We start from the raw sequence: 15,493 nt of genomic DNA, 5'->3' as shown, positions 1-15,493 counted from the left end.
CTGCTTGTCCTTAACCCGCCCGCTCCGTTGGCACCGGCGGGACTGCCATGCAAGGCTTTGCGTGAAAGCGCCTTCTTTGCCAGCCGGTCAAAGGCCGAACAAGCGGGTCAGCGACTTGTCCAGCATCAGCAATTGCCAAAGCAAGCGGCCATGATCAGCCATACCGGACTTGTGATCGGCCGCGATGCGCCCCAGCGCCTTGGCGTCGAACCAGCCGGTTCGGGCAAGCGCCGAGCCACCCGCAATGGCGCTCGCCTCCCCCGCCAGCGGCCCGCGAAACCAGTTGCTGATCGGCGTCACGAAGCCCATTTTCTGACGATAGAGAATATCGTGGGGCAGGTAAGGCTCCATCGCCTTCTTCATCAGATATTTGCCGCTATTACCCCGGATACGTTGGGCGACCGGCAGGCGGGCGGCGAACTCCACCAGCCGATGATCGAGCAACGGCTCGCGCGCTTCCAGCCCGACAGCCATGCTCATCCTGTCGGTCTTGGTCAGGATGTCGCCGGGCAACCAGATATGAATATCGGCATATTGCGCCCGGTCGAGGGGATCGCGCGCGGGCGCTTCCGCCATGGCACGGATATAGCGGTCCTCGGCCCGATAGGCGCCCAGTCGGCTGCGCATGTCCTGACTGAACAGCTTCTGGCGCAGCGCATGAGGTGTCACGCTAACGGATGCCGCATAAGCCTCGCTCCCCTCACCCGCCAGTTCGAGGAAAGTCGATTTTGCACGCAGCGCTTGGGGCGCCCAATCGGCTTTGGGATACCAGCGGCCCAAAGTGCCGAACAGCGGCTCGCGCACCGATGCGGGGATAAGGCTGCGCACCCGCTCCCCCTGCATCTGGAAGCGATGGCGGCGATATCCGGCGAAGGCTTCGTCGGCGCCGTCGCCCGACAAGGCGACCGTCACCTTCTCCCGCGCCAGTTCGCACACCCGATAGGTGGGCAGCGCGGAGGCATCGGCGAAAGGCTCGTCAAAATGATAGGCGAGCGTATCGATCAACCCATAATCATCGGGCGATACGATCCGCATACGGTGGTCGGTAGCAAAGCGCCGGGCGATCCGGTCGGCATAGGCGCTTTCGTCCAGGCTCGCGACATCGAAGCCGATGGTACAGGTTTTGACCGCCTGATTAGACGCCTCCGCCATCAGGGCGACGACGCTGGAACTATCCACCCCGCCGGACAGAAATGCTCCCAGCGGCACGTCGGAAACCATGCGCGACCGCACCGCCTGCCGCATCAGAGCGACCAGTTCCTCTTCCAGCGCCTCCGGCTTAGCCCTGCTGCGTTCGGCAAAGCTCACATCCCAATAGCGCTGCGGCTGAGGCACGGGCCGCCCACGCACCAGCCGCAGCGTATGACCCGCCGCCAACTTGCGCACGCCTGCTACGATGCAGGCATCGTCGGGAACATAGCCATAGGCCATGAAATCCTCCACCGCCGCCAGATCGGGCGCGCGGCGCAGCAGCGGATGGGCAAGCAGGCTCTTCAATTCCGACCCAAAGATCAAACTGCCGTCCGAAAGCTGCGCATAATAAAGCGGCTTCACCCCCAGCCGGTCGCGCACCAGCCACAGCGACTGCGCCCGCGCGTCGAACAGGGCAAAGGCGAACATGCCATGGAACCGCTCGACACAGGCCTCGCCCCACTGGCGGTAACCGTGGAGGATGACCTCCGTATCACTGTCCGTGCGAAACACATGGCCCTTGGCTTCCAGCTCCGCGCGAACTTCGGCGAAATTATAAATCTCGCCATTGAAGGTGACGGCTAGGCTCTCATCCTCGGTCAGCATGGGCTGCGCCCCGCCGCCAAGGTCGATGATGGAAAGGCGCACATGGCCCAGCCCGACGCCCGGCGCCGTCCACATGCCACTGCCATCGGGTCCGCGATGCGGCATCACGTCCAGCATAGCGCGAACCCGCGCCGGATCGACCGGCTTGGCCGTTTCAAGGTGGAAGATGCCCGCTATCCCGCACATGCGAACGGGCTTTAGCGGATGCCGAGGCTGCGGTCAGCCAAATCCTTCACATCGCCAATATCTTGCAGGAACAGCGCGATGGCGGCGTCGGCGGGCTTGCCCTGCCTCTCTTCGGCCGAGACGATAATCGCAGCGGCGCGCTGGTCGCGGCCGAGCAACCGAGCGAGCATCGTGTCGATCTTCACGCGCGGTGCGCTGCCAGTGACGGGGCCGTCTCCCACCTTGTAGAAGCTGACGGCATGACGGACCACCGGGCCGGGGGCGGTCATCTGCTCGCCCAGCCCGTACGCAGGAGCGGGCGCAGGGGATGACCATGACCAACGCTGGTCGGGATTGGCAGCGCCCTGGGCGAATCCGACCAGCTCGCGCCCCTCGTCCTGCCGATCGAAACTGGCGATGGCGAGGTCGACCACATAGCCCGTCGCATTTCGGTAGCGCCCGAGGACCAGATAATCCGCGCCATCGAATCGCGGCCTCCAGGGGTAGCGGGGCTGCGCGGAAGTCGGTGCCCAGCCCTTGACCGCCGGGAGAGTCGGCGCACCGGGCAGCGGCTTGCTCACCGCCGCGCTCACGATCAGCCAGACGGGCGCGGTAAGCACCAACAGGCTCGCTGCACCAACTGCGATGATAAGCGGCAGACGGGCACGACCGGCACTTCCAAGCTTGGCGGGATCGAACCATGAATCACCCGGCCGTCGGTCGAAAAAGGGCCACGCCGCTGCCATCACCACCGCCATGATGATAGCAAAAAAGACCCATCCATACATGACATGGTCAAAGCCGACCGCAGCCTCGATATTGGTCAGATGCGCGATCCATATGGTCCCGAATGCGCGCAAGCCGTTGGCCAGCACCGCCAATAGCAGTGCACCGGCCATGAAGAGGATGCGGCGCGGCCAGCTGGAAAAGCAAACATTGCAGACCAGCGCGCCATAGGCCGTCATCGCAATCACGAACTTCGCGCCCGAGCACGCCTCCGCGACCCGAAAATAGCCGGTGGGCGTAGTTATGAAGATGCCGTCCAGATGCGCAGGAACGCCCGCAATATCGAGAAAAACCATGCACAGCCGCGCCGTGATCAATTGCAGCGGCGCGACCAGTTCCTCCCCCACCGGCACCATGAAGAAGGCGTAGAAGAGCGGGAACAGCAGCGCCCTCGCCACGGCAGGCCCGAGCAACGTGACGACGCAACCCTGCAACATCAGGATGATCGCGGCGTGGCGGAACACAGCGACACCCGCCGCCGCTCCCAACAGCCAGGCGAACGCGCCCAGCGCCATCCAGATCAATCCGGGTGCCCATGCGACAGGCTCAAGTTGGCGCAAACTGGGAAGTCTCTGCTGCACCAGCCACGCGATCAGGAACGGGATGAAGAGGCAGTGGCCAAAAGTGGACGCGTTCCACCATATCGATACCATTCCCGCCGCATCGCGATGGAACAGCGTCAGGATCAGGAACGCCAGAACACCAAGCGCGGCGAGATGCCCGCGCCAGCCTTCCACGCCAACGCTGCGCGCTCGAGACAAAGGCAGAGTCCTGTCAGTCATGCGGCCCGGCTGCCTAAAGCGGACACAGGACCGAACAGCATATCCGGCAAGCCCTTAAGCGTTTCCGACCAGCGATAGCGTTGCTCCACTCGCGAGCGGGCAGCCTCGCCCAGACGCCGCGCCCGATCAGGATCGGCCAGCAGCGCGCATATTTTCTCGACCTCTTCGACAGGATCAGTCGCGATGAGGAAATGCGCTCCATCCTGCGCATCGATGCCTTCGGCCGCCTGCGGCGACGCGACTATGGGCCGCGCCATGGCCATCGCCTCCAGCACCTTATTCTGTATGCCGCGAGCGATCCGAAGCGGCGCAACCACAATATCAGCCGCCGCCAGCCAGCCGCGAACATCCGGCACCGCGCCAGTCACAACGACGCCGGGCAACTGCGACAGCGCACTAACCTGCGGCGAAGGATTACGCCCGACAATGGCAAAACATGCCTCGGGATGTCTGGCTCGCAAGGCTGGCAAGCTATCGCGCGCAAAGCTTTCCACCGCCTCGACATTGGGCCGATAGTCCATCTGTCCGGTGAACACGACGAGCGGACCTGCCGGCCGCGCAACCCCATCAAATTCGGCCGCCGGATCGAAATAATCCAGCGCCACACCATTATCCATGCCGATGACCCGCGCGGCGTTCAGGCCCGCAGCCTGCCGGAACAGCGCGGCCTCGGCCTCACTAACGAAAGCGCTGACGTCAGCGCGCTCGGCAGTGGCCCGCTCAAAATCGAGCAGAACCCGCCCTTCGCGCCGGTTGATCCACCCCATGGCACCGCCGCCTCCCGCTCCATAGCTCGCATATTTGGCCGAATCGAAATCAACGAAATCCACGACGAAGCGAACGCGATCGGGAAGCACTGGCACAAAATGCGCCATCTGCACCGAATAGCCCATCACGGCCGCGATCGGACGCTCCGCCAAAATCCTCCGCACCCATTGATGCATGCGCGGATCATCGAAGAGGGACACCAGCATCGGCTGCCGCTTCGCCAGCCCAGCGAGACCCGCCACCACATGCGAACGGTTGCGCTTCAGCACGCACTGGCTCGCCGTCATCTCCGCCATGGCCGATGCGAAGCTCAGATCGCGATCGTCATCCGCAAAGCAGCCCACATGCACGGGCGCTATCTCCGCCAGCCGCTTCAATATGTGATAGGAACGAATCTTGTCGCCCCGATCGGGTGGGAAGGGGATGCGGTGGCAGAGGAAAACTATCTCGCCCGTCATCCCAGCCCCCGCGAAATCAGCGGACCGATCAGGTTGGCGATCGGCAGCGGCAGCTTCTTCCACATCTCCACACGCCGCTGATATTGCGTGCTGTTGGGATTGATGTCGCGCCGATCGCCCGTCGCCGACCAGCTATGATAGGCCAGCGGCACCGGGTCGAAGCCAAAGCTCTTCTTCCACGCGGCCTGCCCGCTTCCCGTCTTGGACCGGCCGAAGTCGAACAGGCGCATGCCGCGCGTCCGGCCATGGCCCATCAGCCGGTAATACATGAGCTCGTTGGAACGCAGCCCCCGCGCATCCGCGACACCCCCGCCCCAAAAAGGCATGACCCGCCCCTGATGGTAGAGCGTCAGCACCCCCGAAACCGGCCGGTCGCCCTCATAGACAATCAATATGTCGGCATCCTCGCCGAACGCCGCCAGCACTTCGCTAAACAGGCGCCTCGGAAAAACCGGCGTCCCCAGATTGCGCACGCTCTGCGCATAAACATCATAATGCGCGCGCAGGAACTGCTCATCGCGCCCAACCTCAAACCGCAGCGCCGGGTTAGCCAAGGCCTTACGCAGTTCCGCCCGGTGCTTACGCGGGACGGCGAGCAACTCGGCCTCATCATTGGCAGCAATCGGCCTGACGAAACCGACATGGCTCCCGTCATGAACGGTCCAGCCTTCGCCGGACGATGGCCCGCCGCGCAGTTCCACCGAAGCGACACCGCGATCGCGCGCAAATCCTTCAGCCGCGCAGGCGAGTGCGCAATGGGTGGCGGGATCGCTCGCCAATATGCCGCCATCGACGGCAAAGCCCGAAGACACGAGCGCTTCACCGAAGAGGCGGCTTTTCATGTGCGTCAGCGGGAGAAGGCCCGCGATCTGCCCCGACGAAGCCACTGCCGCCAACATATATGCGCGGTTGCCAGTGCCCCGCTCAATCGCCTTGATCCACGCGGGCCGGTGAAAAGGCGTGCCTTCTTCTTTGCCCTGAATGTAGGCATCCGCCGCAGCCACCTGCGCGGGATCATCCAAATCAAGCGTGACCACGCCGACACCTGCTCCGCCGTCCGGCCTCATGCCGCCAACTCCGCCTCACGAGCGACCAGCGCATCCACCCGCGTCCAGGAAAAATCAGCAGTCAGCCGCCGCAGCTTGTCCGCCATGACGGACAGATTGCTGTAATGGCGCAGGCGCGATCGCAGCGGCGCTCTCGCCACCCGTGGCTGATCCGGATCAATCTCCCAGGGATGGAAATAGATGATGGCGGGCTGCTTCTCCCGCCCATTCACTTGCCGTATAGCCCAGCGGGAAAAGCCATAGGGCAGCAAGCGGAAAAACCCTCCGCCCCCAGCCGCCAACCTCCGCCCGCCAAACTCGGCCGTCGTCACCGGCAGCTCCAGCAAATCGCTCCCCGCCACCGGCCGCCAGGCAAAGCGCGGTGACTCAGGCCAGCCATAATGATCATGCCGGATCGGCGCGACGCTGCTGGAATAGCGATAGCCCTCCTCCGCCAATATGGCGTGCGCCCAAGGCGTGCGGTGATCGATGGAAAAGCTCGGCGCGCGATAGCCAATGACGCGCTGACCGCTGGCATCCTCCAGCAAAGCCCGCGACCGGCGCAAATCCGCGCGGAACGCCTCCGGGCCGAGCGTAAACACCCGCGCATGATCATAGCCATGGCTCGCGACCTCATGCCCCGCCTCGGCAATCCGCCGCATGAGCGCAGGATAACGCTCCGCCACCCACCCGAGCGTGAAAAATGTCGCGCTGACCCCCGCTTCGGCAAACAGCGCCAGCACCGCATCCGTATTGCGCTCCACCCGATGCGTCAGTCCATCCCAAGAGGATCGGCTGATCGTGCGCTCAAAAGCGCCGACATGAAACCAGTCCTCCACATCGACCGACAGAGCATTCAGCACCATGATGAAGCGTCAGGCAGCAGCGCTGTGCGGCGCGTCGCCCATCCGCTGTTCACGCTCCACCCAGTCCACCAGCAACGTCAGCACCCGGCGCAGCGCGGTATCCTGTTCGCCCACGCGGAATTCCAGCGAGGAAAGCCGTTCCTCAATCAGGGTGAAGCAATCCTTCAGCGCCTCCGGGTCCACTGCCTGGATGGCGACCTGTTCGATCCGCAGCGAATCGACCTCCGCGCGCAGCGTGGCAATCTCGTCCATCAGAGCGGGAGATGGCTCGGGCTGACGCGACCGCAGCGCATTAAGTTCGGCGCGCAGCGTCTCGCGCGCAGGTTCCGCCTGCGCCGCAACCGGAGCCGCAGCGGGCGCTTCCTCCGCGCGATCCAACACGGATGACGGTATCGGCTGCACGGCAACATCGCTGTCCGCGCCCATATCCTCGATCACCGCCTGAACAGCCGCCGCATCGATCTCCGACAGCTGATCGAGCGCGCCGAGCAGCAGCACGCGGCTGGCCAGCACATTGACCCGGCGCGGCACGCCCCCGGTCGCTGCATAGATCGCCGCGAACGCCTCCGGCGTGAACTGCGGATCGCCATTCCACCCGACGATCGACAGGCGATGGAGGATATAGGGCTCAATCTCTTCTGGCTGCATCGGATCAAGATGATGAGTCGCGATCACGCGCTGCCGCAACTGCTCCAGTTGCGCGGACTTCAGCAGGTCGCGAAATTCCGGCTGGCCCAGCAGGAATATCTGCAACAGCGATTGCCCACCCAACTGGAAATTGGAGAGCATGCGCAACTCTTCGATCGCCGAAACAGACAGGTTCTGCGCCTCATCAACGATCAGCAGCGACCGCCGCCCCGCCCGCGCCTGACCATGCAGGAACGCCTCGATCTGCCGCAAAATCTGCGCCTTGGGCATGTCGTCGGTCGGCAGGCCAAAGCTCTGCGCGGTCAGCCGCAGCATGTCGTCACCGCCCACCTGCGTCGACACGATCTTGACGGCGGTCAGCCGCGCCGGATCGATCGTCGCCATCAGATGCCCGACCAACGTGGTCTTGCCCGCGCCGATGTCGCCGGTGATGACGATGAAGCCCTCGCCCTGCGCCAAACCGTAACCCAGATAGGACAGCGCCTTCCTGTGGGTCGCGCTTTCAAAATAGAAATGCGGATCGGGTGTCAGCTGGAAAGGGCGGCCCTCAAATCCGTAGAACTGGTCGTACATCTCTCGTCTCCGGACGCGATTAGAAGCTGTACCGCAGGCCGACCTGGCCCATGGCGTTGATGACGGCATCCAGATCATCCGCCTTGGCACTATCGAGCCCAAGCGAAGCGGATGCCTGAAGATTGCGGTTGATGAGGCGGTTGTAGCTGGTGAATGCGCCGAGATTCAGCACATCGAGCCGCGCGCCGCTCGCATCGAAATAATTGGCATAAACGGCGCTATCCAGACTGGACCGGCTGTCGATCACATAGCTGAGCGATGCCGTGCCATACCAGTTCTGGTCCCGCGCCCCGCGCACGAACACCGTCTGGCCCGAAGGCGTCACGAACTTGCGCTGTGAATAGCCAAGGCCGACGCCAAGGCCCCAAGGCCCCCGCTGCGCCGCATATTGGGCGGCAACGCCCCGGTAGCGGAAGTTCGCGTCGGTAACTCCCGTCAGCGCGTCGTTGAAGCACTGCCCGCCGCCGCTTTGCGAGAAGGCGCAGCCGGTGAAATCGCCGGTGAACGGATTACGCACGACATTCAAACTGCTGCCCGAAACCGCCGCGACATTCGACGTGATGATCCGCCCGAAGCTGTCGATGCCGTCGAATACCACGAGCGCGAAGGACTGGCCGCGACCCTGCCATACGAAGCTGCCCGTATAGCTCATGCCGCCATAGCGTTCGCCGACACGCGCTTCCAGCGAGGTGCGGCGGTTGGGACGCCAGAGCACGCCAACGTCCCAGATGATGTCATCGAAATCATAGATCAGCGCGCGCGGCGAACTATCGTCAGTGACGTAACGGCCGTTGCGGATGACCGGCACCCCGCTCGAATCTAGCTCGGGCGAGCGCTGGCTGATCTTGATCCGTTCATAGCCTACACCGCCGGCAAGGGCGACAGTCGGCGACACCGGCAGCGTCGCATCCACGCGGCCCCATGCATCCTCGAACCGCTGATCAAGCTCGCTCGCATCCTCCCGGTCATATCCTGCGCTGGCCACGATGCCGAGCGGCAGCCAGACACCCGGCGCCACGCCGACCGAACCGGCCAGGCTATGCGAAACCGAGTCCGCGAAGGAGCCCACATTAGGCGCTCCCGCAAAGTCGGCGTTCACATCCTCATCCACCCGCGCATAGCCAAGGCGGTAGGAGGCAGTGACGTCGATGTCGCCGAAGGATGAGGCATAGGACGGCCCCACATAACCGGCATAAACCTGGCTCGTCTGGCTATCGTTCAGCGTCGCCGCACCCGACAGGCCATCGGTGCGTATGCGCGTCGCAAGCGCGCCCGCATTGAGCGTCAGCCCATGCGACACCAGATACTGGCCCGACACGATACCGCTGATCACATCCTGATCGCTGGCCTCACGCCCCCAGCCAAAGCTGTGATTATATTGAATGTCAGCGACCGCCTCGACACGGCGCGTCTGCAACTGCGCCGTCAATCCCGCCGTCACATTGGTATAGGTCAGGACATCGCCACCACCTTTCAGCGGCACGAGCACAGTCTGATCGACGCCCAGATAGGGCATGACTTCGACCTTTCGCTCCTGCGCCATGGCGGGCGAAGCGGCGAGCGCTAGCGCGCCCAGCAACCCCAGGGAAGTACGCAGCATCATGCGTCGTCGCTCCCTTGGCCATAATAGCTGCCAAAACGGCGGCCGCTGGCAGAGAATGTGACGCCGTTCAGCAGCAACTGCACCTGCCCAGCCGCCTTCAGCATCCCCGCCGCGTCACGCAGCGCGCTTTCGCTGGTCTGGTCGGCACGCACCACCAGCAACGCGATGGCGGCATGGCTCGCCAGCACGGCACCCGCCGACGCAGCGAGCAAAGGCGGCGAATCGAACAGGATGATCCGATCCGGCCGCCCATCGGTCAGGCGGCGAAGCAACGTTTCCGTCCGCGCCGAAGCCAGATATTCGGTATCGTTGTTGCTGCGCTGCCCCGCAGGCAGGACGGCAAAGGACGGAATGTCCGTCCGGATCACACAATCCTCGATCGCGACTGACGGATCGGCGATGGCGTCCATCAGCCCCGGCCCGCTCGTCAGCCCCAGCGCCTCGGGAATGCCCGGCTTGCCGAAGTCAGCATCGACCAGCAATATCTCCCGATCCTTCTCCGCCGCCAAACTCAGCGCCAGATTGATCGCGCAGAAGCTCTTGCCCTCCCCGCTATGCGCTGAGCAGACAAGCACGCGATTGCCGCGCGGATCATCACCAAGCTGCGCCAGCAGATCGCGCTTCAGCAGCCGAAACTCCTCGCTGATCGCCGTCGCCGGACTATCGGGCGACAGCCAACCATTTTCGGCCAGAGCGACCCGATCGATACTCTGCACCGGCCCACGCCAGTCAGGCGCGCGATATCCCGTCTCCGCCGCCACCGGCCGAGCGATTTCCACCACCGAAGGCAGAGGCTCGCCAGCAGGCACCTCAACCGCAGGAGCGGCACGCCCCTGCAAGGCCGCGCTGAAATCATAGATTTCTGTCGCCCGCTCGATCAGCGAACCTTTGGAAAGGGAGCTATGCTTGTTCATCTTGCCGCTCCTCAGGCCATGCCACGCTGGATGAATTCGACGAGGATCAGCAGCACACACAGCGCCGCCAGCCCCCCGCTCGCACCGGCGAACCATTTCAACCGCTGCTTCTCGACCGCCCTCTGCGCGGCGCTAACCGTCTGCGTAATGGAACCGATGACCGGCAATCCAACCGCCCGCTCCAGCCGTGCCGCCGTCGGGAAGCTGCCCTTGAGCTGCCCCATGGCAAAGGCGCTACCCACGCCCGCGCCGATCCCGACGATCAGCACGCCCAGCAGCAACAACGGCCGGTTGGGCGCGGACGGCGCGGTGGGCGCGCTCGGCGGATTGATCACGCGGAACTGGACGGAACCCGTTTCGGTCTTCACATCGCCGCGCAGGCGCACATCCTCGCGGTCAGCGAGCAGCTTGTCATATTGGGTCTTCAGCACCTCATAATCGCGGTCGAGCTTTTCCTGCTCGGCGGCGAGGCCGGGCTCGTCCGTCTGGCGCGATGACATGGCGTTAAGGTCAGCCTGAAGCTGCGCCTTGCGCGTCTGCAACGCCTGAACCGTCGCCGCCCGCTCCGCCTGCATCGACTTGATCGACAGATAAGCAGGGTTGGGCGAACCAGCCGCCCCGCCACCACCGCCGCCCTGACGGCGTAGCGCATCGACCTGCCGTTGGGCTGCAATCACATCGGGATGGTCAGCGGTCCAACCCCGCGCACGCATTCCGGCAAGGTCCGCCTGCGCCTGAGCCAGTGCGGAAGGACCACCCGACGCGCCAACACCCGGCAACACCTGCGGTGTTCCGGCAAGCTGGCCGTTCATGGCGCTCAGCGCGCTCGACGCCTGCACCAGCTGCGATTCGATATTGTTGATCTCCATCCGCGCCGCGTCCATGCGCTGACCGATGGAGCCCGCGCCCGGCAGCATCCCGGCATAGCGCTGCTCGAACTCGACACGACGTTGCTCTGCGGCGGCCAATTGACGACCGCGCGCCGCGATCTGCTGGTCAAGGAAAGCAAGGCTCTGCTTCGTCTCGACACGGTCGGAGGACAGATTCGTTTCCTGGAAAATCTCGATCAGCTTCTGCACCGCCTGCTGGGCGATCCGCGCATTGGCTCCGTCCGAAAGGCTGGAGTCCGCCGACTTGGCGCTGATGTCGATCATGCTCGGGTCAGCCTGCGCCATCACGGTGATGCCTTCACGCAGCGCCGTGATCCTGGCCGCCATGTCGCGCGGGCCGCTAATCGTCTGGTTGAGGTCGGTTTCCTTGACGACCCGCTCCAGATTGGCGGTGCTGGCCAGCGTCTGGCGCACGCGGTCCAAATCCTGCTGCGACTGGACCTGCGTAATGCCGACCTTGTCCTGCAACAGCGACTGCGTGTTCACATAAACCCGCGCCTTGCTCTCATAGCTGTTGGGCACCAGAGCCACGCCCAGCCACCCCAGCATGCACACGCCCCACGCCACGGCCAGCGCCAGCCAGCGCCGCGTCCATATGCCGTGAAGGGCGATCAGCAGTTCGTCGTAAAGACCGGCCATATCAGAACATGCTTTCCGGAATGATGATGACATCGCCCGGGGCCAGCATGACATTCGCCTTGCTGTCGCCGCGCTTCAGCAGGTCGCCGATACGGACGTTGAATTCCTGCTGCTTGCCCTCTTCCTTGTTGAAGCGAACGAGCCGCGCCCGGTTGCCCGCCGCATATTCGCTCAGCCCCCCGACGGAGATCATGGCGTCAAGCAGCGTCATGTTAGCGCGATAAGGAATGGAGGCAGGCTTTTCGGTCGCGCCGACAATCCGCACCTGCTGGCTGAAAGTGCCCGAGAAATTGTTGACGATCACCGACACCAGCGGATTTTCAATATATTTGGTGAGCGCCACCTTCATGTCGTCGGCCAGCTGCTTAGGCGTCTTGCCCACGGCCGGCATGTCGGCGATCAGCGGCGTGGTAATCCGCCCGTCCGGCCGCACCTGAACCTTCGCACCCAATTCCGGGTTGCGCCATACGAATACGGTCAGGTCATCGAGCGGCCCGATCACATATTCCTCGCCCGGCCCTTCCTGCTGCGCCACAAAGGACGCAGAGGGCAACTGGGGGCCACCGCCTCCCGAAGCGCAGCCCGACAGCGCCAAAGCAGGCAACGATGCGCCGATCAGAGCCCGGGAAACCGACAGGAAACGCATATCTTCACCTCATCATGCGGCCGCACGCCAGCACGGCCGCCAGACAGGTGAAGCGGCCGCAAAGCGATGGGCTTTGGGCCTCTTCTTGCCGCTAAAGGGTAAAGATACGGTTAGGCGTCAAACTATTGGTATATCAGCCAAGTAATAGTTCGAGCGCGGGCGGGTGCCCCAAAAAGGCGGCGGGACTAGCCGAAGCGCCATAGGCCCCCGCCGCGAAGATCGCGATCAGGTCCCCTTCCACCACCGGCGGCAAAGCAACCTTGTCGCCCAGCTTGTCGATCGGCGTGCAAAGACACCCTACGACCGTGACGGCCTCCTCCGCAGGCGGCGCGCCATAACGGTTCGCCACCGCCATCGGATAGTTGCGCCGCAACACCGTTCCGAAATTGCCGCTCGCCGCCAGTTGATGGTGCAATCCACCATCTACCACGACGAACGTCTCGCCCTGGCTCTGCTTCACATCGACCACACGGGTCAGATAGACGCCAGCCTCACCGACCAGCCAGCGGCCAAGCTCCATCGCGAACTCGCTCTCCGCCAATATGTCCGGGCGGGCGTTCAGCGTCTGGCCCAGCGCCTCACCGATCGGCGCAATGTCCAACCGCTGATCGCCCGGGAAATAGGGAATGCCGAATCCTCCACCCAGATTGACGAGCGGCGGCGCAGCACCCACCGCATCCGAAAGCCGCGCCGCCAAACCCACTGTTGCCGCCTGTGTGTCGATCAGCGCGTCTGCATCCAGCGCCTGCGATCCGGCAAAGATATGCCAGCCCCGCCAGTCAGCTCCCGCATCGATCAACGATCGGGCAAGCCCCGCCGCCCGATCCGCATCGATGCCAAAGGGTTTGGCCCCGCCGCCCATGCGCATGCCCGACCCTTTCAGGTCAAAATCCGGATTGACCCGCACCGCCAGCCGGGGCGTCCGCCCCCGCTTCTGGGCAATGGCAAGCGCACGCCGCGCTTCCCCTTCCGACTCAAGGTTCAACGTAACCCCAGCGTCGATCGCGGCGGCGAGTTCGTCATCACGCTTGCCCGGCCCGGCAAAGCTCACATGCGCGGCATCCATCCCGGCTTCCAGCGCTCGCGCCATTTCCCCGCCCGAAGCCACGTCAAAGCCGTCAACCAACCGCGCCATGCGTTCCAGCAGCGCCGGATAGGGATTCGCCTTCACCGCATAATGGATCGACAATTGCCGCGGCATAGCCTCCCGCAAATCGCGCACCTGCCGCTCGACGATCCCCATGTCATAGACGAACAGCGGCGTGTCCCCCGCTTCGTCCACCAGGCTCGCAGCGCCGCATCCGCCGATCAGCAACATGCCTTCCTCACCCTCGAAAAAGGGCGGAACAGGTCCCATCGGCTTCATCTGTCATATTCCTTGGCCAGTGCCACTCGGTCGATCTTGCCATTAGGCGTCCGAGGGAAATCCGCCAGCCTGATAATCGTCCGGGGCTGCATGAAGTTCGGCAATTCGGTCTTCAACCTCGCCTCGACCGTCGCCTCGGCATCAGCGTCGGCCGAGCGGATGAGCAGCAGCACCGCCTGCCCCAACCGTTCATCCTTAATCCCCAGCGCGACCGCTTCCGCAACGCCGGGCACCGCCACCGCCGCTTCCTCAATCTCTGTCGGACTGATGCGATTGCCCGAGGATTTGATCATCGCGTCATCACGTCCAACGAAATAGAGCAGCCCTCGCGCATCCCGCCTGACGCTATCCCCTGACCAGACCGCCATGCCGCCATAGCGAGAGGACGGCGGCGCAGGCTTGAACCGCTCTGCCGTACGTACCTCATCCCGCCAATAGCCTTGCGCTACAAGCGGCCCGCAATGAACCAGCTCACCCGCTTCATCATCGTCCGTCAGGCTGCCATCAGACCGCACAACCAGTATCTCCGCATGCGGTATCGCCGATCCCATCGAGTCCGGGTAGCTGTCCACCAAGGCTGGCGGCAGATAGGTGGAGCGAAAAGCCTCCGTCAGCCCATACATGGGATAAAGGTCGGCCTTGGGAAAAAGGCCGCGCAATTTCGCCACCAACGGCCGGGTGAGCGCGCCACCACTATTGGTCAGGCGCTTCAGCTTCCCCGCCACTTCCTGCTTCCACTCAAGCTCGGTCAACTGCACCCAAAGCGGCGGCACCCCGGCCAAGGTCGTGATGTCACGCTTGTCCACCGACTTCATGACGTCACGCGCCGTCAGATAATCGAGCGGATAGACGCACCCGCCCGCATACCAGGTTGAAAACAGCTGATTCTGCCCATAATCAAAACTGAAGGGCAGCACGCACAAGGTCCTGTCCTCGGCACTCAAGCCAAGATAACGAGCCACACTCGCCGCACCAAGCCATAGATTGGCGTGGCTGAGCATCACCCCCTTGGGCCGCCCGGTCGAACCGCTGGTATAGAGGATCGCCGCCAGATCATGCGGCCCGGCCTCGGAGGGCGGCATTCCATCCCCACCGCTCATGGCCGCCGCAGCATCCTCCTCCCGCAACAAACGGCAGTCGCCCGGCACATCATCGGACTTCAAAGTATCGAGCCGCGCCGCAGTACCGATCAGCAACGGCGCGCCACTATCGGCGAGGATATGCGCGACCTGCGCATGCTTCAGCAGCGGATTGACCGGCACATGCACCAGTCCCGCGCGCGGGGCCGCCAATGGCATCAGCGCCGCGACCGGCCCCTTGGCAATCCAGCTTGCAACCCGCGCGCCCTTTTCCAGCCCGAATCCCGCCAGCCACCCCGCCAGCCGACCCAGCGTCGTTTCAAGCTCTGCATAATCCTGCGATCCCGACCGGCCATCCAGCGCCGGACGCGCCGCCTCACCCCGCAACAACAGGTGGTCGATCGGGCGAACTTCCTCGCCATCGATCAGGGTGGCGCTGCTTAACTCCATTTCCAGACTTTTCACCT

At 63.9% G+C, this 15,493-nt stretch carries 12 protein-coding genes; all 12 read right to left on the bottom strand.

All coding sequences use genetic code 11. The features are described from left to right. Nucleotides 1–87: 87 nt before the first annotated feature. A complete protein-coding gene (locus ACZ51H_RS03625; protein WP_464802468.1) occupies nucleotides 88–1,983 on the bottom strand; it encodes an XrtA/PEP-CTERM system amidotransferase in 1,896 nt (631 codons plus the stop codon). An 11-nt stretch (nucleotides 1,984–1,994) separates the two neighbouring features. Next, nucleotides 1,995–3,530, bottom strand: a complete 1,536-nt coding sequence (gene xrtA / locus ACZ51H_RS03620) for an exosortase A (protein ID WP_464802467.1) — start codon at nucleotides 3,528–3,530, stop codon at nucleotides 1,995–1,997. Beyond that, nucleotides 3,527–4,756: a TIGR03087 family PEP-CTERM/XrtA system glycosyltransferase gene (locus tag ACZ51H_RS03615; protein WP_464802466.1), complete on the bottom strand. Its 1,230-nt coding sequence runs from the start codon at nucleotides 4,754–4,756 to the stop codon at nucleotides 3,527–3,529. Before ACZ51H_RS03615 ends, xrtA begins: the two co-directional genes overlap by 4 nt. After that, a complete protein-coding gene (locus tag ACZ51H_RS03610; protein ID WP_464802465.1) occupies nucleotides 4,753–5,823 on the bottom strand; it encodes a FemAB family XrtA/PEP-CTERM system-associated protein in 1,071 nt (356 codons plus the stop codon). The genes ACZ51H_RS03615 and ACZ51H_RS03610 overlap by 4 nt, the downstream gene beginning before the upstream one ends. Then, nucleotides 5,820–6,668, bottom strand: coding sequence for an XrtA system polysaccharide deacetylase (locus tag ACZ51H_RS03605; protein WP_464802464.1), 849 nt, complete (start codon nucleotides 6,666–6,668; stop codon nucleotides 5,820–5,822). The genes ACZ51H_RS03610 and ACZ51H_RS03605 overlap by 4 nt, the downstream gene beginning before the upstream one ends. A 9-nt stretch (nucleotides 6,669–6,677) precedes the next feature. Next, nucleotides 6,678–7,889 carry an XrtA/PEP-CTERM system-associated ATPase gene (locus ACZ51H_RS03600; RefSeq protein WP_464802463.1) on the bottom strand — a complete coding sequence of 404 codons (1,212 nt, stop codon included), beginning with the start codon at nucleotides 7,887–7,889 and terminating at the stop codon, nucleotides 6,678–6,680. Between the two features lie 19 nt (nucleotides 7,890–7,908). Beyond that, on the bottom strand, nucleotides 7,909–9,492 hold the full coding sequence (locus ACZ51H_RS03595; protein ID WP_464802462.1) for a hypothetical protein: 1,584 nt from the start codon (nucleotides 9,490–9,492) through the stop codon (nucleotides 7,909–7,911). Next, nucleotides 9,489–10,406: a P-loop NTPase gene (locus ACZ51H_RS03590; protein ID WP_464802461.1), complete on the bottom strand. Its 918-nt coding sequence runs from the start codon at nucleotides 10,404–10,406 to the stop codon at nucleotides 9,489–9,491. The genes ACZ51H_RS03595 and ACZ51H_RS03590 overlap by 4 nt, the downstream gene beginning before the upstream one ends. Before the next feature lie 11 nt (nucleotides 10,407–10,417). Next, the gene (locus tag ACZ51H_RS03585) at nucleotides 10,418–11,935 is read right to left on the bottom strand and encodes an XrtA system polysaccharide chain length determinant (protein ID WP_464802460.1); all 1,518 of its coding nucleotides are present in this window, start codon (nucleotides 11,933–11,935) and stop codon (nucleotides 10,418–10,420) included. Nucleotide 11,936: 1 nt separating this feature from the next. Then, on the bottom strand, nucleotides 11,937–12,581 hold the full coding sequence (locus ACZ51H_RS03580) for an XrtA/PEP-CTERM system exopolysaccharide export protein (RefSeq protein ID WP_449472051.1): 645 nt from the start codon (nucleotides 12,579–12,581) through the stop codon (nucleotides 11,937–11,939). 133 nt (nucleotides 12,582–12,714) lie between these two features. After that, the gene (locus tag ACZ51H_RS03575) at nucleotides 12,715–13,947 is read right to left on the bottom strand and encodes a pyridoxal-dependent decarboxylase, exosortase A system-associated (RefSeq protein WP_464802459.1); all 1,233 of its coding nucleotides are present in this window, start codon (nucleotides 13,945–13,947) and stop codon (nucleotides 12,715–12,717) included. After that, nucleotides 13,944–15,476, bottom strand: coding sequence for an acyl-CoA ligase (AMP-forming), exosortase A system-associated (locus ACZ51H_RS03570; RefSeq protein ID WP_464802458.1), 1,533 nt, complete (start codon nucleotides 15,474–15,476; stop codon nucleotides 13,944–13,946). Before ACZ51H_RS03570 ends, ACZ51H_RS03575 begins: the two co-directional genes overlap by 4 nt. Nucleotides 15,477–15,493 lie beyond the last annotated feature (17 nt).

This window comes from Sphingobium sp. TomMM15 (genome assembly GCF_055397045.1).
The sequence above is the reverse complement of the archived record's forward strand: the minus strand, read 5'-3'. Positions and strand labels throughout refer to the sequence as shown.

What these genes read in the sequence shown, in the direction of transcription:
- ACZ51H_RS03615 (WP_464802466.1), bottom strand. Translation starts at nt 4,756, where the DNA reads ATGACGGGCGAGATAGTTTTCCTCTGCCACCGCATCCCCTTCCCACCC.
- ACZ51H_RS03570 (WP_464802458.1), bottom strand. Translation starts at nt 15,476, where the DNA reads ATGGAGTTAAGCAGCGCCACCCTGATCGATGGCGAGGAAGTTCGCCCG.
- ACZ51H_RS03590 (WP_464802461.1), bottom strand. Translation starts at nt 10,406, where the DNA reads ATGAACAAGCATAGCTCCCTTTCCAAAGGTTCGCTGATCGAGCGGGCG.
- ACZ51H_RS03580 (WP_449472051.1), bottom strand. Translation starts at nt 12,581, where the DNA reads ATGCGTTTCCTGTCGGTTTCCCGGGCTCTGATCGGCGCATCGTTGCCT.
- ACZ51H_RS03595 (WP_464802462.1), bottom strand. Translation starts at nt 9,492, where the DNA reads ATGATGCTGCGTACTTCCCTGGGGTTGCTGGGCGCGCTAGCGCTCGCC.
- ACZ51H_RS03600 (WP_464802463.1), bottom strand. Translation starts at nt 7,889, where the DNA reads ATGTACGACCAGTTCTACGGATTTGAGGGCCGCCCTTTCCAGCTGACA.
- ACZ51H_RS03575 (WP_464802459.1), bottom strand. Translation starts at nt 13,947, where the DNA reads ATGAAGCCGATGGGACCTGTTCCGCCCTTTTTCGAGGGTGAGGAAGGC.
- xrtA (WP_464802467.1), bottom strand. Translation starts at nt 3,530, where the DNA reads ATGACTGACAGGACTCTGCCTTTGTCTCGAGCGCGCAGCGTTGGCGTG.
- ACZ51H_RS03605 (WP_464802464.1), bottom strand. Translation starts at nt 6,668, where the DNA reads ATGGTGCTGAATGCTCTGTCGGTCGATGTGGAGGACTGGTTTCATGTC.
- ACZ51H_RS03585 (WP_464802460.1), bottom strand. Translation starts at nt 11,935, where the DNA reads ATGGCCGGTCTTTACGACGAACTGCTGATCGCCCTTCACGGCATATGG.
- ACZ51H_RS03610 (WP_464802465.1), bottom strand. Translation starts at nt 5,823, where the DNA reads ATGAGGCCGGACGGCGGAGCAGGTGTCGGCGTGGTCACGCTTGATTTG.
- ACZ51H_RS03625 (WP_464802468.1), bottom strand. Translation starts at nt 1,983, where the DNA reads ATGTGCGGGATAGCGGGCATCTTCCACCTTGAAACGGCCAAGCCGGTC.